General features: G+C 35.5%; 22 protein-coding genes, 1 pseudogene and 1 riboswitch. Of the genes and pseudogenes, 17 read left to right on the forward strand and 6 right to left on the reverse strand.

Annotation, left to right across the window (positions count from 1 at the left end):
- The 5 genes and pseudogenes from Q5O86_RS00575 to Q5O86_RS00595 form a co-directional block, all read left to right on the forward strand.
- Window positions 1–1,623, forward strand: a pseudogene (locus Q5O86_RS00575) (hypothetical protein); the annotation flags it as partial.
- Between the two features lie 112 nt (window positions 1,624–1,735).
- Entirely contained in the window at window positions 1,736–3,973 is a 2,238-nt protein-coding gene (locus tag Q5O86_RS00580; RefSeq protein WP_302625214.1) for a glycosyl hydrolase family 28-related protein, read from the forward strand.
- A gap of 114 nt (window positions 3,974–4,087) precedes the next feature.
- Complete coding sequence (locus Q5O86_RS00585; protein ID WP_302625215.1) at window positions 4,088–4,276, forward strand: hypothetical protein; 189 nt, start codon at window positions 4,088–4,090, stop codon at window positions 4,274–4,276.
- A 418-nt stretch (window positions 4,277–4,694) separates the two neighbouring features.
- Window positions 4,695–5,231, forward strand: a complete 537-nt coding sequence (locus Q5O86_RS00590) for a histidine phosphatase family protein (protein WP_302625216.1) — start codon at window positions 4,695–4,697, stop codon at window positions 5,229–5,231.
- A 57-nt stretch (window positions 5,232–5,288) separates the two neighbouring features.
- On the forward strand, window positions 5,289–5,702 hold the full coding sequence (locus Q5O86_RS00595) for a hypothetical protein (protein WP_302625217.1): 414 nt from the start codon (window positions 5,289–5,291) through the stop codon (window positions 5,700–5,702).
- Window positions 5,703–5,738: 36 nt separating this feature from the next.
- Here the strand turns inward: Q5O86_RS00595 and Q5O86_RS00600 are convergent, their stop codons facing one another.
- Entirely contained in the window at window positions 5,739–6,008 is a 270-nt protein-coding gene (locus Q5O86_RS00600; RefSeq protein WP_302625218.1) for a spore coat protein, read from the reverse strand.
- A gap of 18 nt (window positions 6,009–6,026) precedes the next feature.
- A complete protein-coding gene (locus tag Q5O86_RS00605) occupies window positions 6,027–6,209 on the reverse strand; it encodes a hypothetical protein (protein WP_302625219.1) in 183 nt (60 codons plus the stop codon).
- Between the two features lie 213 nt (window positions 6,210–6,422).
- Here Q5O86_RS00605 and Q5O86_RS00610 point away from each other — a divergent pair, with 213 nt between their 5' ends.
- Entirely contained in the window at window positions 6,423–7,205 is a 783-nt protein-coding gene (locus Q5O86_RS00610) for a ZIP family metal transporter (protein ID WP_302625220.1), read from the forward strand.
- 58 nt (window positions 7,206–7,263) lie between these two features.
- On the opposite strand, the gene Q5O86_RS00615 is transcribed toward Q5O86_RS00610, so the two are convergent.
- The 3 genes from Q5O86_RS00615 to Q5O86_RS00625 form a co-directional block, all read right to left on the reverse strand.
- A complete protein-coding gene (locus Q5O86_RS00615; protein ID WP_302625221.1) occupies window positions 7,264–7,725 on the reverse strand; it encodes a CBS domain-containing protein in 462 nt (153 codons plus the stop codon).
- A gap of 112 nt (window positions 7,726–7,837) precedes the next feature.
- Complete coding sequence (locus Q5O86_RS00620) at window positions 7,838–9,013, reverse strand: phosphoribosylaminoimidazolecarboxamide formyltransferase (RefSeq protein WP_302625222.1); 1,176 nt, start codon at window positions 9,011–9,013, stop codon at window positions 7,838–7,840.
- A 17-nt stretch (window positions 9,014–9,030) separates the two neighbouring features.
- Complete coding sequence (locus Q5O86_RS00625; RefSeq protein ID WP_302625223.1) at window positions 9,031–9,744, reverse strand: IMP cyclohydrolase; 714 nt, start codon at window positions 9,742–9,744, stop codon at window positions 9,031–9,033.
- Between the two features lie 92 nt (window positions 9,745–9,836).
- A riboswitch (ZMP/ZTP riboswitch) is annotated at window positions 9,837–9,918 on the reverse strand.
- Between the two features lie 218 nt (window positions 9,919–10,136).
- Between Q5O86_RS00625 and Q5O86_RS00630 the strand changes: the two genes are divergently transcribed.
- The 4 genes from Q5O86_RS00630 to Q5O86_RS00645 are packed head-to-tail and all read left to right on the forward strand — an operon-like array spanning window position 10,137 to window position 13,395.
- On the forward strand, window positions 10,137–10,826 hold the full coding sequence (locus Q5O86_RS00630) for a phosphatase PAP2 family protein (protein ID WP_302625224.1): 690 nt from the start codon (window positions 10,137–10,139) through the stop codon (window positions 10,824–10,826).
- Window positions 10,813–11,859 carry a lysylphosphatidylglycerol synthase transmembrane domain-containing protein gene (locus tag Q5O86_RS00635; protein ID WP_302625225.1) on the forward strand — a complete coding sequence of 349 codons (1,047 nt, stop codon included), beginning with the start codon at window positions 10,813–10,815 and terminating at the stop codon, window positions 11,857–11,859. Before Q5O86_RS00630 ends, Q5O86_RS00635 begins: the two co-directional genes overlap by 14 nt.
- Window positions 11,853–12,554: a phosphatidylcholine/phosphatidylserine synthase gene (locus tag Q5O86_RS00640; protein ID WP_302625226.1), complete on the forward strand. Its 702-nt coding sequence runs from the start codon at window positions 11,853–11,855 to the stop codon at window positions 12,552–12,554. Before Q5O86_RS00635 ends, Q5O86_RS00640 begins: the two co-directional genes overlap by 7 nt.
- Before the next feature lie 4 nt (window positions 12,555–12,558).
- Window positions 12,559–13,395, forward strand: a complete 837-nt coding sequence (locus tag Q5O86_RS00645) for a phosphatidylserine decarboxylase (RefSeq protein WP_302625227.1) — start codon at window positions 12,559–12,561, stop codon at window positions 13,393–13,395.
- Window position 13,396: 1 nt separating this feature from the next.
- Here the strand turns inward: Q5O86_RS00645 and Q5O86_RS00650 are convergent, their stop codons facing one another.
- Window positions 13,397–14,296, reverse strand: a complete 900-nt coding sequence (locus tag Q5O86_RS00650; RefSeq protein ID WP_302625228.1) for a CorA family divalent cation transporter — start codon at window positions 14,294–14,296, stop codon at window positions 13,397–13,399.
- A 140-nt stretch (window positions 14,297–14,436) separates the two neighbouring features.
- On the opposite strand from Q5O86_RS00650, the gene Q5O86_RS00655 reads away from it, so the two are divergent.
- The 7 genes from Q5O86_RS00655 (at window position 14,437) to Q5O86_RS00685 (ending at window position 22,274) form a co-directional block, all read left to right on the forward strand.
- A complete protein-coding gene (locus tag Q5O86_RS00655; RefSeq protein WP_302625229.1) occupies window positions 14,437–14,913 on the forward strand; it encodes a CinA family protein in 477 nt (158 codons plus the stop codon).
- A 162-nt stretch (window positions 14,914–15,075) separates the two neighbouring features.
- Window positions 15,076–15,999, forward strand: a complete 924-nt coding sequence (metA, locus tag Q5O86_RS00660; RefSeq protein ID WP_302625230.1) for a homoserine O-succinyltransferase — start codon at window positions 15,076–15,078, stop codon at window positions 15,997–15,999.
- Between the two features lie 11 nt (window positions 16,000–16,010).
- Window positions 16,011–17,009 carry a DegV family protein gene (locus Q5O86_RS00665; protein ID WP_368074711.1) on the forward strand — a complete coding sequence of 333 codons (999 nt, stop codon included), beginning with the start codon at window positions 16,011–16,013 and terminating at the stop codon, window positions 17,007–17,009.
- Window positions 17,010–17,445: 436 nt separating this feature from the next.
- Window positions 17,446–17,946 (forward strand): CarD family transcriptional regulator, encoded by a 501-nt coding sequence (locus Q5O86_RS00670; protein WP_302625231.1) that lies wholly within the window; start codon window positions 17,446–17,448, stop codon window positions 17,944–17,946.
- A gap of 340 nt (window positions 17,947–18,286) precedes the next feature.
- The gene (locus Q5O86_RS00675; RefSeq protein ID WP_302625232.1) at window positions 18,287–19,036 is read left to right on the forward strand and encodes a zinc ribbon domain-containing protein; all 750 of its coding nucleotides are present in this window, start codon (window positions 18,287–18,289) and stop codon (window positions 19,034–19,036) included.
- Between the two features lie 27 nt (window positions 19,037–19,063).
- Window positions 19,064–20,200, forward strand: a complete 1,137-nt coding sequence (locus tag Q5O86_RS00680; RefSeq protein ID WP_302625233.1) for a nucleotidyltransferase family protein — start codon at window positions 19,064–19,066, stop codon at window positions 20,198–20,200.
- A 178-nt stretch (window positions 20,201–20,378) separates the two neighbouring features.
- On the forward strand, window positions 20,379–22,274 hold the full coding sequence (locus tag Q5O86_RS00685) for an OPT family oligopeptide transporter (RefSeq protein WP_302625234.1): 1,896 nt from the start codon (window positions 20,379–20,381) through the stop codon (window positions 22,272–22,274).
- Window positions 22,275–22,320: the final 46 nt, after the last annotated feature.

The raw sequence follows: 22,320 nt of genomic DNA on the forward strand, positions 1-22,320 counted from the left end.
TATGCATACCAGGAAGGATTTTCAATTCCTGAAGGAGTAACATCAGAGTATAAGTTCTTAGCAATTACATATGTCGGTGATATCAGTTCATTGAGACTTGCAGGAAAAAGTACAACATGGTTTGCAGAAAATCCGGAAGGAACATTTAAGACAGCAGATGGTTCAGATATTGTTTTAAATGCAGAAACAGAGACAACAGTTGTGATTGATTTAGAGAAATCAGGTGTTTCATATGTAGGAGGAGACTTTATTCATCTACATGCAGGAAATGGAACAGATTTCACATATGAATTTAAGAGTGTTACATTGAGAACGGCAGCAGAGCCGGGAACAGAAATACCGCCTGTGGAAGGTAAGAGTGTTGCATTACAGTTGGCACAGGATGGTGTAAACAAGGTAGGTCCACAGTCAGTATCAGGTGGATATGCATACCAGGGAGGATTTTCAATTCCTGAGGGAGTAACAGCAGAGTATAAGTTCTTAGAGATTACATATGTTGGTGATATCAGTTCATTGAGACTTGCAGGAAAGAGTACAACATGGTTTGCAGAAAATCCGGAGGGAACATTTAAGACAGCAGATGATTCTGAAATCGTTTTGAATGCTGAGACAGAAACAACAGTTGTGATTGATTTAGAGAAATCAGGCGTTTCATATGTAGGAGGAGACTTTATTCATTTACATGCAGGAAATGGAACAGATTTTACATATGAGTTTAAGAGCGTTAACCTGAAGACGACAGCGACAGCGCCAATAGAAACTCCATCAACACCGGAAGTTACGGACCCACAGGAAACAGAATCACCTGAACCGACAACACCGGCAGATGTTGCAACAGGAATCCAGTTAAACGGTGATGATAAGGGTGCAAGTGCATTCAACGGAACATATCATATTGATAAGGCAGCAACTGATGTTGCATATAAATATTTAGGATTTGTTACATTTAAAGATTTAGCAACAAAAGATTTCAAATATCTTAAGTTTACTTACACAGGTGATATTACAGGTTTAAGACTTGAATTTATTCAGTTACCTGAAAACAATTTAGATGGACCATATTGGTTTAATCCGGAGCAGGATATACATTTTGTAGGTAAAGATGGAATGGAAATTCCAATGGTTGGTAACAATACAACAGTAGTAATTGACCTTGAGGCATCTGGTGTGGATATGAGTAAATTTAATTCAGGTTTCCATATGCATGGTGAATCAACAGTAGACGCTGCTTTTGATGTAACAATCAAAGACGCCGTATTATATGGTGGTATTCCGACACCTAAGGAAACAACAGCAAATCCTACAACGCCAAAGAATAAAGTAAAAGCGCCTGGAAAGACAAAAGTTAAGAGTGCTTCAAAGAAGAAAGCTTCAACAAAAGTTAAAATCAGTCTTAAGAAAGTCAAATCTGTAAAAGGATATAATGTACAGATTTCAGCTTCAAAGAAATTTAAGAAAGTTCTTGTTAAAAAGAATGTAAAGAAAGTTAAATTTACAATTAAGAGCAAGAAGATTAAAAATAAAAAGAAACTTTATGTGAGAGCTAGAGCATATAAGTTAAATGGTAAGAAGAAAGTTTACGGAAAATGGACAAAAGCTAAGAAAATTAAAATAAAAAAATAAATGAGTCTTAGTTGATAGGAACATGTAAAATCAGAATAACCTATAGTGACCAATGTAGTTGCTATAGGTTGTTTTGGCATTGAAAATCCGTCACATAAAAGGAGAAACAAAATTGAAAAAAATAGCAAAAAAAATAATTGTTACGGGAATGGCTGTTATGTTAACTATACAATCTATGCATATGGGAGAAACGGATAATATTGTATATGGCGCTGTATCTAAAAAAGCAGATACTTTTTATGTACCAGCTGCACAAGCGAATGGAATTGTTGGCGCAACGATGCCGTATACCAGATATGATACAGATAAGGCTGTAATTGGTGGTGGGGCGGCAGTTGTAAGTTCTTCGGATTTTTCAAATAATAATATTGCCACGCAGGCATCCAATCAGTCTTATATAAAACTTCCCTCAAAAGGGGCATATGCTGAATGGACAATGAATACTGCGGGGAATGGTGTTACCATGAGATTTACAATGCCTGATACAAGTAATGGAATGGGACAGGATGGTTCATTGGATGTTTATGTAAATGGGAAATTTGTAAAGAAAGTTGACCTTACATCTTATTATATGTGGCAGTATTTTTCCTATGGTAACCCTAGTGACACAAATAATGGCGGAGCTGCATTGTTCGCGTTTGACGAAGTCCACTTTAAGTTGGATGCTTCTTTAAAGAAGGGAGATAAAATCAGGATACAAAGCAGTGGTGCAAAAAATCTTGAATATGGTGTAGATTTTCTGGAAATAGAGCAGATACCCGGGGAAATCCGACAGCCTGCAAATTCGTTAAATGTCGTAGATTATGGTGCAACACCGAATGATGACAAAGATGATGTTACTGCAATTAATAATTGTATTTATGCGGCAAAAAATAAAAAAATGGATGTATATATTCCTGCCGGAACATATAAACTCAGCAAACAGATGAAAGTGGTTGGTGAGGGAATTAAAATCACAGGAGCGGGTATTTGGCATACCAATTTACAATTTACAAGTGACCAAAAAGGCGGCGGTGGTATTGTCGGAAATTGCAGCAATGTTGAAATCTGCAATATGTATGTCAATTCTAATCTGCGTTCCAGATACAGTGAGCAGGCGAATTATAAGTGCTTTGCAAACGTGTTTGAAAATGGTTCTGTGATACATGATATCTGGGAAGAGCATTTTGAATGTGGTTTCTGGTTTGGAGACTATGATGGAAATACAAATTATTCCGATGGTGTAAAGGTTGTCAATTGTAGAATCAGAAATAATTTGGCAGATGGTGTAAATTTCTGTAAGGGAACCAGTAATGCCGCAGTATTTAATTGTTCTGTAAGAAATAATGGTGATGACGGCCTGGCAATGTGGAATGATGACTATAAATGTAAGGACGAGACCGGAAATATTTTTGCATATAATACTATTGATTTTATATGGAGAGCCGGTGGTATTGCCGTATATGGTGGAAACGGACACAAAATATATAACAACTATATTTGTGATACTACAATGGCGTCCGGTATACATCTGAATACTGTCTTTAGTGGTTATAAATTTGCAAACAATACATCCGGTATCAGTTTTGACAATAATGTGCTGGTCAGATGCGGTTGCACTAAGGATTCATGGAATAGTGAATTAGCGGCTATAGACATGTATGGATTTGTAAAAAATATAAAATTTAACAACAATAAAATATATGATGCACAGCATGATGGCATAAGGGTTTCAGTGGACCCATCAGATATTGTATTTAATAGTACAAAAATATATGGTGCGGGAGTCGATGGAACAACTTCCAGAAAGGGTGCAGCCTTAAATCTTGATAACGGAAAAAATGTTGTATTTAATAATATAGAGGTTGCAAACAGTCATTTTAGAAATAGTGACGGATATCCTATATATTCACACTTGTATAGTAATGTGAGCACAGCAAACATAAAGAATTATAAGGCTGTAAATACGAAGAATTATACCATTCCGGCATATCCGGCATCGGGAACTTTTAATCCCAATAATCCTTCTAATCCTATAAGGATTGAACCGACAACAAAGCAGCCCACAGTCAATGTAAAAGTATCAAAAACAAAGGTTAAAAGCGTATCCAAAAAACGCTCTTCTACAAAGGTAAAAATTAGCTTAAAGAAAATAAAAGGCGCTACAGGATATCAAGTGCAGATTTCTTCTACGAAGAAATTTAAAAAGGTATTCGCATCTAAAAAGGTAAAAAAGGTAAAGTTTACATTAAAAAGCAAAAAAATAAAAAACAAAAAGAAACTTTATGTGAGAGCAAGAACATATAAAAAGATAGGAAAAAAGACATATACCAGTTCTTGGACGAGTGCAAAAAAAGTAAAAGTTAAATAATTAGAAATGGAAAGGGGTGCAATCTTGCATCCCTTTTTTCCCGAATACGCATAAAACATTGAAAAAAAATAGGGGTTTATGTATGATAATAGAAAAAATGGTATGGAGAGATGTATGTTAAGAAATAACAAAAAAATAATTATTACAACGATTTTAGCTATAATACTAATTGCAAATGAATTGTTTTTTGAAAGCAATAGTGATATATTAGGATTTTCAATGATTGAGACCCAAATGATACACATAATTGGAATAGTGTCAAATATAATTATTCCCTTGGGGATTATATTTGTTTTGATTTAAAAAAAAGATTTATTAACGATATTATTATTAGTAATTAGAAGTTTTATTTATTGTGTTCCAATTGCTATGTATGCAAAAGAAAATTGTCAAATAGATGTGATGAATTTTTTTACTGTTGTATTAAGTATTATTTATATTGGAATGTTGTTATTACTGCTGTTTAGAAAACTGAAATTTGAAAGAGCTATAGTGTTTATCATATTATGTAGAATAGCAACTATATTTTTTAGCGGAAATATATTTAATTTGATTTATGGGTTAAAATATGGTGTTCACTATTTAATAGGTAATACATTGTATATGATTGCCTCTGAATTATTATTTATAATACCATTGATATATTGCGATAAAGTAAAAGAGGCTAAAATTATTCATAGGTAATAGTTTAAATAAAATGCCAAAGGAGTTGTTAAGAGATATGGGACATTTATATTTTACAAGACATGGACAAACTTACTGGAATGTAGAAAATAAAATTTGTGGTGCAACAGATATAGGATTGACAGAGACAGGGCATCAACAAGCGGTGGAATTGGGAAGAGAGATACTCAGGCAGGGATTAAAGATAGATGAAATCTTGTATTCTCCGTTATCAAGGGCGGCAGATACTGCAAAACATATTTCAGAGATTGCTAACATTCCTATGCGTGAGGATAAAAGACTTATGGAACAAAATTTCGGTAAGTATGAATCTACTGCGAGAAATGGAGAGGAATTTAAAAGAGCAAAAACAAATTTTATGTGCAGTTATGAGGGTGGAGAGACAATGTTTCGCTTGGCACAAAGAATATATAATCTTTTAGATGAGATAGGGCAGGAACCGGAGAAAACATATTTACTTGTGGCACATAATGGAATTTCAAGAGTTGTAAATTCTTACTTTAATGAGATGACAAATGAAGAGTTTGCAGCATTTGGAATAAAGAACTGTGAGATAAGAGAGTATGAGTTTTAATATAAGCAATACTTAGGAATTGACAAATTGTTTCACTTCTATTTTTGGGAGAGTAAAATGAAAAAGAAAATAGTATTAATATTGTGTTTAATAGTTTTAGTTGTCGTATTTCTTAACGTAATTACATATATTCAAGGAAATAATTTGTTTTATAACTATGTTAAAGAGAGATATTTTCCAGATATCTTAAATCTTGAGGAACAATTTGGTATAAAAGATTATAAAACAAAACCTCAAAAGATAGTAATAGATGATTACACTATTACTATGGACCAATACTTTTATAATAATGATAAAGCAGGTGGATGTTTTCGTGTTAAAGTGGAAAAGTGTATTTGTATGACTATTTTACACAAGGTACACCAGGCAAAGATGAATATACCGGAACAGCAGAGTGTGCGTGTGGTCACTTCGACGTATCAAAAAATTAAGGCTATAGTAATACACTTTAGGGGACGCTTTAAAATTTAAGTGTTCCCCTAAAGTGTACTATTTTATAAATTGACTTTAAACTGCCTTATATCCACATTCAAATTTAGTTCTGGCATCCTGAATTTTTTTGCTTTCAGCAGCAGGAGTTGGATAATATCCCATAGTGTGCATCTGATTAAATACATCTACCTGAATTTCATGCTCTTTTTTAAGCAAATCCAACATTGTTCCACGAAGACTATCGTGTACACATTCATTTGCGCTGAGATTATAAAGATTTGTAGCATTTTTCTCTGTATTTAAAGCATCACCTAAAACTTCTTTTTCTGTATAAATACCTTTCATGTTCATTTTCCCCCTTGATTATTTTAAATAAGAATAAATTGCATTAAAGTGTCCCTGATGTTTTTCAGCAATGCCAAGCATTTGCTGCTTTACAGTTTCATCTTCACTATGATTTGCTAACATCTGAAATTTTTTAACTAACAATTCTTCTTCATTCAATAAATCCTGAACTACGGAAAGTTCTTTTTCTGATAATTCCATTATAATTCCTCCTTATAACAACAAATTCTAAATAAATTTAGAGATATTAAACTTACGTTATTATTATGGGAAAAAAGCAAAAAGAAAATGTATGGAATATTTTAACAAAAAAATAAAATTCAAAAATAAAATATCTCTTGTGTATCATATTTTTTTTGATAGAATATACTATTAGAGTATTTTTCGGATAAAATATTTACATAGGAGGCAAAAATGGAATGGGAGATATTTAGAGGATTAATGATTCCTTTTTTAGGGACATCTCTGGGTGCAGCATGTGTACTTTTTATGACTAAAGGACTCAATATAAAAGTGAGTAAGGCTTTGACAGGTTTTGCGGCAGGCGTTATGGTGGCGGCATCGATATGGAGTTTGTTAATTCCGGCGATAGAGCAGTCAGAGGGAATGGGAAAACTCTCTTTTTTTCCGGCTGCGGTAGGTTTTTGGTGCGGAGTATTATTTTTACTTATTTTGGATAGGACGATACCTCATCTCCATATGAATAGTGAAGAGGCGGAGGGACCACATGTAGAGTTAAAAAAAACAACAATGCTTGTCCTTGCCGTGACTTTGCATAATATACCGGAGGGAATGGCAGTCGGAGTAGTTTTTGCGGGACTCATAACAGGAAATGCTGATATATCTTCAATGGGAGCATTGGCATTGGCGTTGGGAATTGCGATACAAAATTTTCCGGAGGGAGCTATTATCTCAATGCCACTAAAAGCAGAAGGAGTGAGTAAAGGAAAAGCATTTCTATACGGAGTTTTATCAGGAGTTGTAGAACCGATTGCCGCTTTTCTGACTATTTTAGCAGCCGGTTTTATTGTTCCGGCATTACCATATTTATTAAGTTTTGCAGCGGGGGCAATGATATATGTGGTAGTCGAGGAGTTAATTCCTGAAATGTCCGAAGGAAAACATTCCAATGTTGGAACTTTAATGTTTTCGTTAGGATTTACATTAATGATGATATTAGATGTGGCACTGGGATAAAATCCAAGTGCCACATCTTATTATATAGAAAAACATCGTACAATTTTCTATAGTATATTTAGTTTATTCCGGCAGGTAATGAGCCTAAAGTAAGATTTATCTGCCTTTGGCTGCTACTGCGGGGTAGTTGATTTGCAAGATATAATATAACATCTTTTCTTGTTATAATTCCGATGAATACATCATTATCATCTACCACAGGCACAAAGTTCTGGTTCGTGATTTTATCAACAAGCTCTTCCATGGAAAGAGAGATATTAATCGCCTCATTATCCCGATGTCTATGAATAGAAGTGATTGGAATATCTTCCATCTGTTTTAGAGATGGAAATTTATTGTTTTTTATACACCAGAGCAAATCCCCCTCAGTAATGGTTCCGATATACTTTCCGTCTTTTGAGAGAAGTGGTATCGCTGAATAACCATGATGTTCCATTTTTTCTAAAGCCTGCCGTAGCGTATCGTCATCCTCAACACGAGAGACTTTCTCTTTTGGAGTGAGGAAAAATAAAATATTCATATAAGCTATCCTCCGTAAATTCAAGTTTCATACGGAGTTATTCTAACAGATATTATGTGTGAAAGCCATACATTACACAAAAAGTTTACAAAAGTTTCACACAGCTATTTTCTTAGTGATGGAACAGTCTTAAACCTGTAAATGCCATGGCCATGCCATGTTTGTTACATGCATCAATGACATCCTGGTCGCGGATAGAACCGCCCGGCTGTGCCACATATTTTACGCCGCTCTTAGCAGCTCTCTCAATGTTATCACTGAATGGGAAAAATGCATCACTACCCAATGTAATTCCTTCTGCCTGTGACAACCATTCCTGTTTTTCTTCCTTAGTAAATACTTCCGGTTTTTCAGTAAATACTTTCTCCCAGGCGCCATCAGCCAAAACATCCATATATTCCTCACCAATATAAAGGTCGATAGCGTTATCTCTGTCAGCTCTTTTCATATCTGCTTTAAATGGAAGATTCAGAACCTTTGGACATTGGCGTAAAAGCCAGTTATCAGCTTTCTGACCGGCAAGCCGCACACAATGGATTCTTGACTGCTGTCCGGCACCAACACCGATTGCCTGTCCGTTTTTAACAAAACATACGGAGTTAGACTGTGTATATTTCAATGTAATCATTGAAATTGCCATATCAATTTTAGCGCTGTCAGGAATATCTTTATTTTCTGTAACAATATTACTGAAAAATTCATCATCGATATTCAGTTCATTACGTCCCTGTTCAAAAGTGATACCAAAAACTTCTTTTCTTTCTAACTGTTTTGGAACATAGTCAGGGTCGATTTCAATAATAGCATAGGCACCGCGCTTCTTTTCTTTTAATAATTCAAGAGCCTCCGGTTCATAGCCGGGTGCAATAATTCCGTCAGAAAATTCTCTTTTGATAAGAGCAGCAGTTGAAACATCACAAACATCAGAAAGTGCAATAAAATCTCCGTATGATGACATTCTGTCGGCACCTCTGGCTCTGGCATATGCAGCGGCAAGCGGTGATAACTCACCCAGGTCATCTACCCAGTAAATTTTTGCTTCGACCTCACTTAAAGGAAGACCTACAGCAGCGCCGGCAGGTGATACATGTTTAAAAGAAGTCGCAGCAGGAAGACCTGTAGCCTTCTTTAATTCTTTTACCAATTGCCAGCCGTTAAAAGCATCTAAGAAATTAATATATCCGGGTTTTCCGTTTAATACCCTGATAGGAAGCTCACCGTCTTCCATGTAAATTCTTGAAGGTTTCTGATTTGGGTTACATCCATATTTTAATTCTAGTTCTTTCATTATTATCTCCTTAATTATTATTTATTTTTATTTACAATTTTTGTTTCGTAGCTTCCATCTTCAATGTTGATGTATCGCACGAATAATGAAACCTTGTTGTCTTCATTTAAACTGTTCCATAACATATCTGTAAATGCATCTATGTCATCCATCATAGGAACTAATTTTGGCTCTCCCTCAAAAGATGGAAGTGGATTTCCGTCACATTGATATGTGTGGATAAAATGTCCTTCTCCATTTACAGGGTTTGAGTATGCAAATGTATATCTGTTGCAGGCATCAGGATTACCATTATTACTTTTTAATATAGACATTGCATAATTGTAAGTACCATTTTCAATATGCATGATGCCGGAAATTCTAGGAGTGTAGTTTGGTGCATCCGGTTCAAATTCACGAGTACGCAGAGATTGTTCAAAAGTCTGCTGCTTGTCCATTAATTCATAAATAGTATCGGTCTGGTCACCGTTTGTTACAATTGTTTTGTTGCCAAGTACACGAACAGGTGCATAGATAATTAAGCTAGGGTCAATCAACTTTGAAGGGTCAAATGCCTCTGTACGGATTCCTTCGCCTTCCGTAACAAAAACTCTGTTTCTGCTGTTTTCGCTTCGTCCCATAATAAAATATGCTGTCACGGCAAATTTTCCATTAGGAGATTTTCCAATTACAATTCCACGTCCGGGATATGCATTCTCTTTTAGTTCTTTTTCGAGTGATAACATTTTCATAATAATTTCCTCCGTATTATAAAGTATAAGGGAAATCATACAGCCTTGCACTTAGATAGCTGTATGAAATAGTAAAACCGCCTGGGTAACCCTGTGGTTGCCCAGGCGGTCGACTTCTTTTTTATCCATGCTCCCTGTGGTAAATCCACTCATCCGCCAGTCACATGGAAGATATAAATAGAATAACCCATTTTTTACATATTTTCAATAATAAAAATTGATTGCAGTCTTTAAAAATATATATTAGTATAACCTATGTGATGAAAAAAGTTTTTTATAAATGTTAATAATTTATTAAGAATTTAATGATATGATAAAGGTCGTTTGATTTTACAGATGCAGAAATGATGAATTGAAAAACAAAAAAGAAAATTTTAAGAGAGGATAAAGCTTTGGATAAGATTTATAAAATATTGCCAAGATATGCTTTTTTACCGATATTTTTATGCCTGATAATTAATATAATCACATATTTTGGAACAAGAATATTTACACAGGGAATGTATCATTATGATTTCAGTTGCAGAATCGATGACAGTATTCCTTTTGCTTCATGGATGATTTGGATATATATACTTGCCTATGTGGCATGGATAGTTGGGTTCATTGTGATTGCAAGAGAAAGCAGAGAAGTATGCTATGAAGTTTTAACGGGAGAGCAGATAGCAAAACTAATCTGCCTTGTAATATTTGTAGTTGTTCCGACTACACTTGTACGCCCGCAGATTACAGGAAACAGTATAAGTGATTTTGCTACAAATATGATATATTTAATGGATTCTCCCGATAATTTGATGCCATCAGTGCATTGTCTTGAGAGTTGGCTTTGCTTCAGGGGGGCATTGCGGTGCAAAAAAGTAGGTAAAGGATATAAGAGTATTATGTTTATAGCTGCTATATTGGTATTTGCCTCAACGCTTATGGTTAAACAGCATGTCGTTATTGATGTCTTAACAGCTATTTTAGTCGTAGAAGCAGGGCTGGTTTTGGCAAAAAAAGTTCATGTATATGAATGGATACAAAACAAAACGGAAAATAACAGACAGAGAAGTCAGAAAAAGGTTGGAAATGAAAGAAAGTAAGAAAAAAATACTATGGTCAGTGATTTTATTAGCATTGATTGGATTAACTTTATATACAATAGTAGGAAACAATGAATCCTTTACATTAAGTGGATTTATAGATTATGTTTCCTCTGCAAAGTGGCAGTGGATTGTGTTGGCATTTTTATGTATGATAGGTTTTTTTGTATTCGAGGCATTAGCGATTCAAGAATTGGCAAAGGCATTTGGATATCATAAAAAATTTAGAAGATGCATGGTGTATTCTGCTTCTGACGTTTACTTTTCAGCAATTACACCGTCAGCGACAGGCGGGCAGCCGGCAGCCGGATTATTCATGATGAGGGATAAAATACCAGGCGCAGTTACAACAATAATACTGCTTCTAAACTTGACTTTATATACAACATCAATTATTGTTATAGGTGTCATGTGTTTTGTTACGAGACCCAATATGATGTCACATTTTAGTGTCGTGTCAAAGTGCATGATTGTTTTTGGTTTTTGTTTTCAATTTGTGCTTTTAGCAGTATTTTTATTGCTTGTATATAAAGAAAAAATAATAATCAAAAGTGCAAACTTTTTTATGAGATTGTTTCAAAAAATGCATTTGATGCATAATATTGAGAAAAGGCAAAAACATCTTGTGGAAGTAGAGCAGCAATATAAAGAATGTGCGGCCGCAATTAAGGGACACATGAAGGAGATGGTTATTGCATTGCTCTATAATTTGTTACAGAGATTGTCGCTAATTTTGGTATCAGTATGTGTATTTATTGCTGTCGGCGGAAATGCCGAAAAGGTTTACGATGCATTTGTTGCACAGGGATTGGTTGTGCTTGGCTCAAACAGTGTACCAATACCGGGGGCAGTAGGTGCTGCGGACTATCTTTTTATTGATGGATTTGGTAAACTAATAAATGACAGTGTCAGTATTGAACTTTTGAGTAGAGGAATCTCTTTTTATTGTTGCATAATTGTATGTGGTATTATTACTTTGGCAGCGTCTATGCTCCATAGTTTGAAAGGAATGAAACGAAAGAAACAATGTTAGGTTTTTGGGATTATACGGTTGTTCTCACATATTGTTCAGTTATATCAGCCACTACAGGGATTCTTGTATCCCTCAGCGGAGCAGGTCATCCTTATATTGGGGTAATGTTTTTACTGTTATGTGGGCTTTGTGATACTTTTGATGGAAGAGTAGCAAGAGCAAAGAAAAATAGAACAAAGAAGGAAAAGGATTTTGGTGTACAAATAGATTCCCTGTCAGATTTAGTGGCATTTGGCGTATTGCCGATATGTGTAGGCATGGCGCTATATAAGAGGGATATATTTGATATGAAACAATTGAATCATGAACCGAGTGTATTGGCATGTGTACCTATGGGTATTATAATTGCTATAAGTGCGGTATTTGTGTTAGCGGCACTGGTAAGATTGGCTTATTTTAATATAACAGTCGAAGAAACTCAGGGTGAGGGACTTGGCGACAAGAAACACTATTTTGGTTTGCCGGTTACTTCTACAGCACTTATTTTTCCGACATTTTTGTTGGCAAGACATATTTTATATTTGAATTATGTTAATATTTCATTTATATATTATATTTTATTAATTGTTGTTGCAATTTTATTTGTATTGCGGTTTAAATTGAGAAAGCCGGGTACCTTAATGATATATTTCATGGTAGGTATTGGCGCACTTGAATTTATTGCTGTTATGGTATTAAAATTACTGGTAAAATAGAAATATGGATAATATAAAAGAAAATTCGGGAATATTAAGATTTTTATATAATACGATACCAGGAAGGTTTGTATTAAAGCTCATTACAAGCCCTGTGCTGTCAAAGCTTGGGGGAGTATACATGGATTCCAAAGTTTCTAAAATGCATATTAAAGGATTTATAGAGAAAAATGGAATTGATATGAGCCAGTATGAAGCAGCACAATATAAATCTTTTAATGATTTTTTTACAAGGAAAATAATAGCGCAGAAGCGCCCGGTTTGTGCTGATAAAACAGCGCTTATTTCGCCATGTGACGGACGTTTGTCAGTTTATAAAATAACAGACAGGGCAGAATTTGCTATAAAAAATAGCAGATATAAGGTAAAAGATTTGATACAGGGCAGCGAAAAGGCACCGGATTATAATGGCGGCGTTTGTGTTATATTGAGACTCTGCGTAGACGATTATCATAGATATGGCAATATAGATAATGGAGTTATTCTCGAAAATAAATATATTCGGGGAAAACTGCATACAGTAAGACCAATTGCTATAAACAGATATCCGGTATTTGTGCAAAACAGCCGTGAATATACGATTATTAAGACAGAAAATTTCGGAAAAGTGGCCCAGATTGAAGTTGGAGCCTTGATGATTGGAAAAATTAGAAATCATCAAACGAGTGGAAGCGTAGTTCGTGGCAGTGAAAAAGGAATGTTTTTGTATGGTGGTTCTACGATAGTTCTTCTGTTTGAGAAAGACAGAGTTGAGATACCGAAAGAGTATTATGTGGCAACACAGAATGACAGAGAAATAAAAGTTACGTTTGGAAGTAAATTAGGTGGTAAGATAAAATAACTTACCACCATTTCTTTTTTTTGAATATAACGCAGAGGATAATAACGATAATAATACTGATAACAAACACGGCAGGATAGCCATAACGCCAGTGAAGTTCCGGCATGATTTCGAAATTCATTCCATACCATCCGGTTATTAATGTAAGTGGCATGAAAAGAGTAGTGACAACAGTGAGAAATTTCATGATAAAATTTTGATGGACATCAAGCTGTTGTTGATAGACATCTCTGATTTGTGATGTATATTCCCAGATTTGTTCGGACTCATGGCTAAATAAAGAGATTTTTGAGCCTAGTATGTTAAATAATTGTTTTGTGTCAGTGTCGAAAAAATCTTTTGTATCGTCCACAAGACTGTGGAAGATTCCTTCTATTTGGACATAGTAGTGGTGCAGCGTAAGTGTCCGGCTTCGATAATTGGTTATTTCTCGGATTAATGTCTGCATTTTACCATTAAATATACTTAACTCTAATTGAATCAGGTTTTGTTGTAATGTGTTTATTTTTTCTAAATCTTTTGACATTATAAAGTCAAATAAATAATAGAGAGCAGTTCCGCTGGATGTGATTTTTTCGGCATTAGCATTTAACACTTTTTCAAACATTTCGCTGATATATTCATTTTTGTCAATAAAAATAATATATTGTGAAGTGTATATGAAACGAATTACCATTTGATTTGTCAGAATAATTTCAGGTATGCTGATATATCCATAAATAAAATCTGCGTAAGTTTCGATTTTGGAGAAATGGAAGTCAGCAAAAATCATAGGAATTTTAGGAATATATTCATTGACGATATTATAGTGTGTCGCTTTATCAAGAGGGATTATGGCAATATAACTGTCGGATTTTGCAACAGAAGAGGGTTGTAAGTTGTTATGGAAATCATAAAACATATCATTCACTTGCTCCATTTTATATAAACTATAATACTATATATAGTGCGTAAAAATTTATATTTTAACCATGTGTATATCTGATATAATATTGTAAAAGAATATGTTGAAACAAAAAGACAGAAAAAGAGGCTTAATAAATGAAAAAAAGAGATGTATTGGTGGAGTTATTAATTGAAAAAAAATATACGATTTCCTTTGCAGAGAGTTGTACGGGAGGAAAGATGGCGGCGGCAATTGTTGATGTGGCAGATGCCTCAAGGGTTTTCAATGCTGGTTTCGTGACTTACTCTAATGAGGCAAAGGTCAAATATGCAGGAGTAAAGCAGGAAACATTGGACAAATTTGGGGCGGTCAGTGAGCAGACAGCAGGTGAGATGGCAGAAGGTACAGCAAGACAGAACTATGCGGATGTAGCAGTGGGGATTTCAGGGATTGCAGGTCCCACGGGAGGAACAATAGATAAACCTGTGGGAACAGTATGCTTTGGATATTATATTTGTGGAACAGTTTTTACAGAAACGGTAGTCTTTCCAAATATAGGAAGAAATTCCGTAAGGGATATGAGTGTCGAGCATGTACTTGATGTTCTTATAAATGAATTGAACAAATTATAGTAATATGTTATTTTAGTATTTGTAACCAATTCATTTATGAATTGATTACCTGCTTGACCGCCATCTGCGAAGCAGATTAAGCATGGCGGTCAATACAAAGTATTTGTAACCAATTCATTTATGAATTGATTACCCAATTAGTGATGAGAAGAAGGTGATATTATGCCAATTAAAGTAAAACAGAACCTTCCGGCAAGGAATATTTTAGAAAATGAAAATATATTTGTGATGACAGAAACCAGAGCGATGACGCAGGATATCAGACCTCTCAAAGTTTTGGTTCTCAATTTGATGCCTACTAAAATTGTGACAGAGACACAAATTTTGAGAAAGTTATCGAATACCCCACTTCAAATAGAAGTGGAATTTTTGCAGACAGCTACATATCAGTCTCAGCATACAGATGTGAGTCATTTGGATGAGTTTTATAAAACATTTGATGAGGTAAAAGAGAGATATTTTGACGGCTTGATTATTACCGGTGCACCTTTAGATTTTATTGATTATAAAGATGTAGATTACTGGGAAGAAGTATGTGATATTATGGAATGGTCAAAGAAACATGTACATTGTACATTTCATTTGTGTTGGGGGGCTTTTGCAGGTTTATACTACCATTATGGTATTCGTAAGAGAGATAGATTGCCTAAATTATCCGGAATTTACAGTCATAAGATTTTGAATAAAAAGTCACCTCTATTTCGAGGGTTTGATGATATATTTTATGCACCGCATTCAAGAGCAACAGAGATTACAAGGGAACAGATACTTGAAATATCGGAGCTGGAATTGATGGCTGAATCTGAGGAGGCAGGGGTCGCGATTGTTAAATCAGCAGACAGCAGGCAGCTTTTTGTTTTTTGTCATTCAGAATATGATGCGGATACATTAAAATTAGAATATGAGCGTGATGTGGCAAAGGGATTGAATCCACAGGTGCCAGTGAATTACTTTCCATATGATGATTCGTCAAAGGAGCCGGTTGTGAATTGGCGTTCTGCGGGGCAGCTTTTGTGGACCAACTGGATAAACTACTATGTATATCAGACAACACCATATGATATAAACGAGGTAGAAAACGAGTAGGAGGAAACATTATGACAAAAATTATTGCAGACAGTACATGCGATTTGTCGGATGAATTAATTCGAAAATATAATATAGATATTTTACCGTTGTATATTCATATGGGAGAGAAGGAGTATAGAGACAGGGTAGAAATTTCTTCGAGTGATATATATAAATGGGCAGATGAAAATAATATTACACCGAAAACATCCGCTCCTTCCATAAAAGATGCGGTTCATATAATAAAACCTTATATGGACAAAGGGGAAGATATTATTATGTTTGCAATTTCGGAAGAAATGTCAACTTCGGCAAATGTAATGAGGTTAGCAGCAGAAGAATTGAATTACAGTGATAATGTTTATGTAATAAACTCCGGGAATCTTTCTACAGGAATTGGATTGTTGGTATTAGAAGCAGCAGTTATGGTGAAGGAAAAGATTGAGACGAAGGAAATTGTATCCAGGATTCATTTACTGAAACCTTATGTAAGAGCGAGTTTTGTTGTTGATACATTAACTTATCTGCATAGAGGGGGACGTTGCTCTGCTACATCTGCATTAATTGGCGGCGTACTCAAATTAAAACCTAGGATTGTTGTACAAGATGGGAAAATGGATGCAGACAAAAAGTATAGAGGAAAAATTCACAAAGTTATTCTTCAGTATGTTAAGGATTTAGAGAAAGATTTGATGCATGCAAAAAAAGATAGAGTTTTTATAACGCATTCCGGTTGTGATGATACGGTGATAAATCAGGTAAGAGATTATCTTGAACAGTTGGGACATTTTAAGGAGATTTTAATTACACAGGCAGGGGGTGTAATTTCCAGTCATTGCGGACCTGGTACTTTAGGGGTATTATTTATTGCCGGAGGAGATTCCTTTGGTCCTTATGATAAACAGTTTGATTTCAATCAAAATGGTATTATGGAAGAAGATGAAAAAGCTGCTGAGGCAGCGTACATAAGGTATCTCGTTGAAAAAGAGAACAATGATAATGGTCAGACAGAAGAGGATGACGAATAAAGTTTAAATATGACGATTTAGACAGGAAATACCAAAAAAATCTTGTATATTCTGCCTATGATAATATATTACCAAAAGTATTATAATATGTGTAACCAATTTGCTTGCAAATTGATTACCTGCTTGACCGCCATCTGCGAAGCAGATTATGAATGGCGGGCAATACAATTATATGTAACCAATTCATTTATGAATTGATTACCTGCTTGACCGCCATCTGCGAAGCAGATTATAAATGGCGGGCAATACAATTATATGTAACCAATTCATTTATGAATTGATTACCTGCTTGACCGCCATCTGCGAAGCAGATTATAAATGGCGGGCAATACAATTATATGTAACCAATTCGCTTGCGAATTGATTAGGAAAAGTCAGATAGGGTATTATAAATAATATAGGTAAGAAATATTATTGAGTAAAAGAGGTGTTTAAATTGTTTAAGGTTGGAGACTATATTGTTCACGGAAGAAATGGTGTCTGTAAAGTGATGGATATTACACACATTGATATTTCAGGAGCTGACAAGAATCAGTTATATTATACATTAATTCCGATGAAGTCGGAGGACAGCAAGATTTTTTATCCTGTTGACAGTGACAGAATTGTAATGCGTTCCGTTCTGACAAAAGAAGAGGCTGAAAATATTATGTCTGAAATTAAGGATATTGAGCCGATGTGGATTGATAATGAGAAAAAGAGAGAGGCACAGTATAAAGAGGCAATTAGTTCATGTGATTGTGAAAAATTAATATGTATTATAAAAACATTGTATGAGAGAAATACGGAACGAATTGCACAGGGAAAAAGAATTACTTATGTAGATGACAGATATTTGAAAGAGGCGAAAAGAAATTTGCATGATGAATTTTCTATTGCACTTGGAATAGATAGAGAAGAGGTTGAAAAATACATAAGGGAGCATATCGAGAATTAAGAACGAAGAATTTGATAAAAAAATAACTTTAAAAATATGAGTGGAAATGTTTGTCATTTCCACTTTTTTGTAGCAAAAGCCCGGCAAGCGATATTGTGCCTGCACAAAATATCATTTGCCGGGTGTAAGAACAACGAGAATACAATCCCGGAACGCTGTTGCTTCCGGTGATTTTAACTTGCAAAGAATATTGTACATGCATTATAATACCAATGAGATTAGAATAAAAAATAATATTCTATTTCGAGTGAAATAAAAAAATATTTTTTTGCGTTATAATTTTGTAGTTTATAAATATATAAACTATAGAGCATTAAAAATCTTAAGAGGAGGATATGGTATGTTTTGTAAAAAATGTGGAAAATACGTTCAGCCTACAGAAAACTTCTGCCCATATTGCGGAGAAAAAGTAGAAAAAGCTGAATTTATTGATAATACGGATGAGACAAAAATAATTCCGGAAATAGGAGACGAATTGGAGAAACGAATACCTGTAGACGATATAGAAGAAGATATCTCTGCGTCTACAGATATACCAAAGGAAATCGAATATGTTGAGGAAGAAGAGTTTGATTTCCCGGAAGATATCGGAGATGACGAGTTTGTCTTTGAAGAAGAATTAGAAGACGAAGATGAGGAGTTCTATGAGGAAGATGGCTTGGGAAATAAGGCTGCTATTGTAAATGAAAATAAGAAGATGAATATTATTGCAATTGCAGTTTCGGCATCAATTATTATTATCATTGTAATTGCAGCAGTTGCGCTGTCTATGGCTTTTGGTGGAGATAACAAAGAAACAGAAGAAACAACGACAATAGAAGAGACTACTACGAATCCTGAGGAAACAAAATCTGAGGGAACAGGGGAAGTAACGACACAGGAACAGAGCAATGACGTAGTAACTGAAACGGAGCCGGAGACAACTAAGAAAAAAGAGAAACCGACAAAGGCACCAGTGACAGAGAAACCAACAGAGAAACCGACAAAGGCACCGGTGACAGAGAGACCGACAGAGAAACCAACAGTGGCACCGACAGAAGCGCCAACTGATGCGAATAATGATGTAGGAGACGAACCGGGAACGGAGTAATTAGAAAATTGATATTAAAGGGATAAGATGGAGATTAAAAAAAATACGAGTGACTATTTAATTGAACTGCTAAATTCGACAGTAAATGAATTGAAACCAAAAGAAAAACCGGAGGATGTTAATTGGGAGGATATTCGCAATTTAGCTGTCTATCATAAAGTGGATGAGATGGTATTTCATGCTGTGTCAAAGTTAGACAATAAGCCGGAAGGTGGGGAGGCCTCAAGATGGTTTGGGCAGCATGAAAAGAGTCAGGTAGTAAATATGATTCAGGTCGGTGAGGCAGAGGCGATAATTGAGGAAGCGACATCTTGTGGAATAGATATATTATCGTTAAAGGGTGCTGTTTTAAGAGCGCTTTATCCGAAGCCGGAGTTTAGACAGATGGGGGATTTGGATTATTTGATTAATCCCGTTTCCAATATGATGGAGCGAATGGGAAAAGTAATGCATTCACTCGGGTATAAAGATGATGAAGGAGTAGGTCTGGAGTCTAGTCATGATGTGTATATAAAGCCGCCATACATGGAGGTAGAAATACATAGGCGGTTGTTGCCGCCTACGGAGGAAAATCATTGGCACACGGATAATATATGGGAAAGGCTTATAAAAGATAGTGAAAATAGGCATCTGCTTCATATGACAACAGAAGATTTTTATTTGTTTCACCTGCTTCATTTTGAAAAGCACTATTCTATGGGAGGAAGTGGTATTAGGTCGATTCTCGACCAATATTATTTAATGAAAAAATATAGCGACAGCATGGATTGGGATTATGTTAACCAAATGCTGCAAAAGATGAATTATGTAGATTTCGAGAAAATGTGCAGAGAATTAGCACAGGCCTGGTTTGGTAACGGAACGATGAAAGAGAGCTTGAAAGGACCTGCGGAATATATTATTAACAGTGGAGCATTTGGAACGTTTGAACAATATCAGAAGTGGAGTTTTGAGCAATATCGCAAGCAACAGGGGATTAAAACAAAAAAGGGTTTGTTTTTTAGGAGAATGTTTATGGAGCGTGACAGGATGGAGAATATATATCCATCTCTAAAAAAGCATGGATGGATATTACCGTTTTGTTGGGTGCACAGAATAATTAAATCACTTCTTTTTAGAAGAGACAGAGTAAAAATGGAATTGAAAAGTTTTAAAGATAAGTAAAAAAGGAACCTTGGGTTCCTTTTTTTATATTTTGTATAATTATGGCAATACTTTAAATGTGTGCTTGAGTATTCATAAAAAATGCATACATTTTCGGAAAAGGATTTAAGTAAAAAGGAAAGGAAGAAATACAAACATAATTTTTTATTCTTTGTGTTTGAATGATTTGGTACAAAATATGGACAAAGAAAATTTTAAACCATTCATCCCTTCGGATAAGGTGTTGCCGGAGTTTACGACTGCATCTATTATATTGGGAATTGTTATGGCAGTTATATTTGGTGGAGCCAATGCGTATTTAGGTTTAAGAGTTGGCATGACAGTGTCAGCATCAATCCCTGCCGCGGTTATTTCTATGGGGATTATTCGCATTGTTTTAAAAAAAGATTCTATTTTGGAAAACAATATGGTACAGACTATCGGCTCGGCAGGAGAATCTTTGGCGGCGGGTGCAATTTTTACAATGCCTGCATTATTTATGTGGGCGAAGGAGGGGATGTGTGAAAAGCCTTCTTTTTTGTTTATTGCTATCATTGCGTTTTGTGGTGGAATGCTTGGTGTACTGTTTATGGTTCCGTTGCGAATGGCATTAATCGTAAAAGAGCACGGTGTATTACCGTATCCTGAGGGAAAGGCGTGTGCAGAAGTTCTCTTGGCAGGGGAGGAGGGAGGAAGCAAATCAAAAGTTGTTTTTTCCGGCCTGGGTATTGCCGCGGGTTATAAATTTCTTACGGATGGTCTTCGCCTTTTTCCAAGTAAAGTTAATTTTTCATTTCATGGAAGTTATACATGTGGGGTCGGCATGGATGTTTTACCGGCATTATCCGGTGTCGGTTATATCTGTGGTACAAAGATTTCAAGTTATATGTTTTCCGGCGGTGTACTCTCTTATCTTGTGCTGATACCGGCAATTGCATATTTTGGAGGAACAAATACTGTTGCAGGTAGCAATGCAGCAGAAATTGTGGGAAATATCTGGGGAAGTTATGTAAGGTATATTGGAGCCGGAGCAGTGGCGGCCGGTGGAATTATCAGTTTAATAAAAACTCTCCCAACAATGATTAATACTTTTGGTCATGCCATTAGAGGTTTTGGAAAAAACGTGAAGAATGGTGACAGAACACAGCAGGATTTGTCTATGGCTGTTGTGTTGACAGGAATTATACTAATAGCAGCGCTCATGTGCATATTTCCAGGGATACCTATAAGTCCATTGGGGGCAATCCTAATTATTGTCTTTGGATTTTTCTTTGCTACTGTCTCGTCAAGAATGGTAGGTCTGGTAGGGAGCAGCAATAATCCGGTTTCGGGTATGGCAATTGCAACCCTTGTCATCACAACGTTTGTCCTAAAAGCTACAGGGACAACCGGGGCAGCCGGCATGATTGCAGCAATATCTATTGGTACGGTAATTTGTATCGTGGCGGCTATGGCAGGTGATACTTCTCAGGACTTAAAGACCGGTTATATTGTTGGTGCGACGCCAAAAAAACAGCAGATAGGAGAAATAATTGGTACAATTGTTTCAGCTTTATCTATTGGTGGTGTTATGTATCTTTTAAGTAATGCCTGGGGTGGTTTTGGTTCTGAGCAGCTGGCGGCACCGCAGGCCTCTCTTATGAAATTAATTATTGAGGGAGTTATGGGTGGAACATTGCCGTGGGTATTAATATTTCTTGGTGTGTTTATTGCTATTGTAGTAGAAATATTGGGAATACCGGTATTAGCCTTTGCAATTGGTCTTTATTTACCGATTCATCTTAGTGCGGCTATTATGATAGGTGGTCTTGTCAGATGGGGAGTTGAGAAAAGAGCGAAATACAGCAATGATAAACAAAAAAAAGAGTGTGTGGATAAAGGGATTCTTTATTCGGCGGGAATGATTGCCGGTGAGGGAATTGTCGGTATTTTACTGGCTGTTCTTGCAGTGATAGGCTTAGATAAGGCAATTGATTTATCAGGTATATATGGAAAGAATTTTCAGACAGAAGGAAAGTGGGTGTCGATTGTAGCATTTTTCTTTTTGATTTTATCTATTTTCTTTTTTTGCAGGAAGAAGGAAGAAAAGGTTTAGTCAGCTAAATAAATTTATAAACATTATGGAGAAATATGTTATACTT

This window comes from uncultured Eubacterium sp. (assembly GCF_937958975.1).
In the GTDB taxonomy this organism is placed as follows: Bacteria; Bacillota; Clostridia; order Lachnospirales; family Lachnospiraceae; genus Eubacterium_G.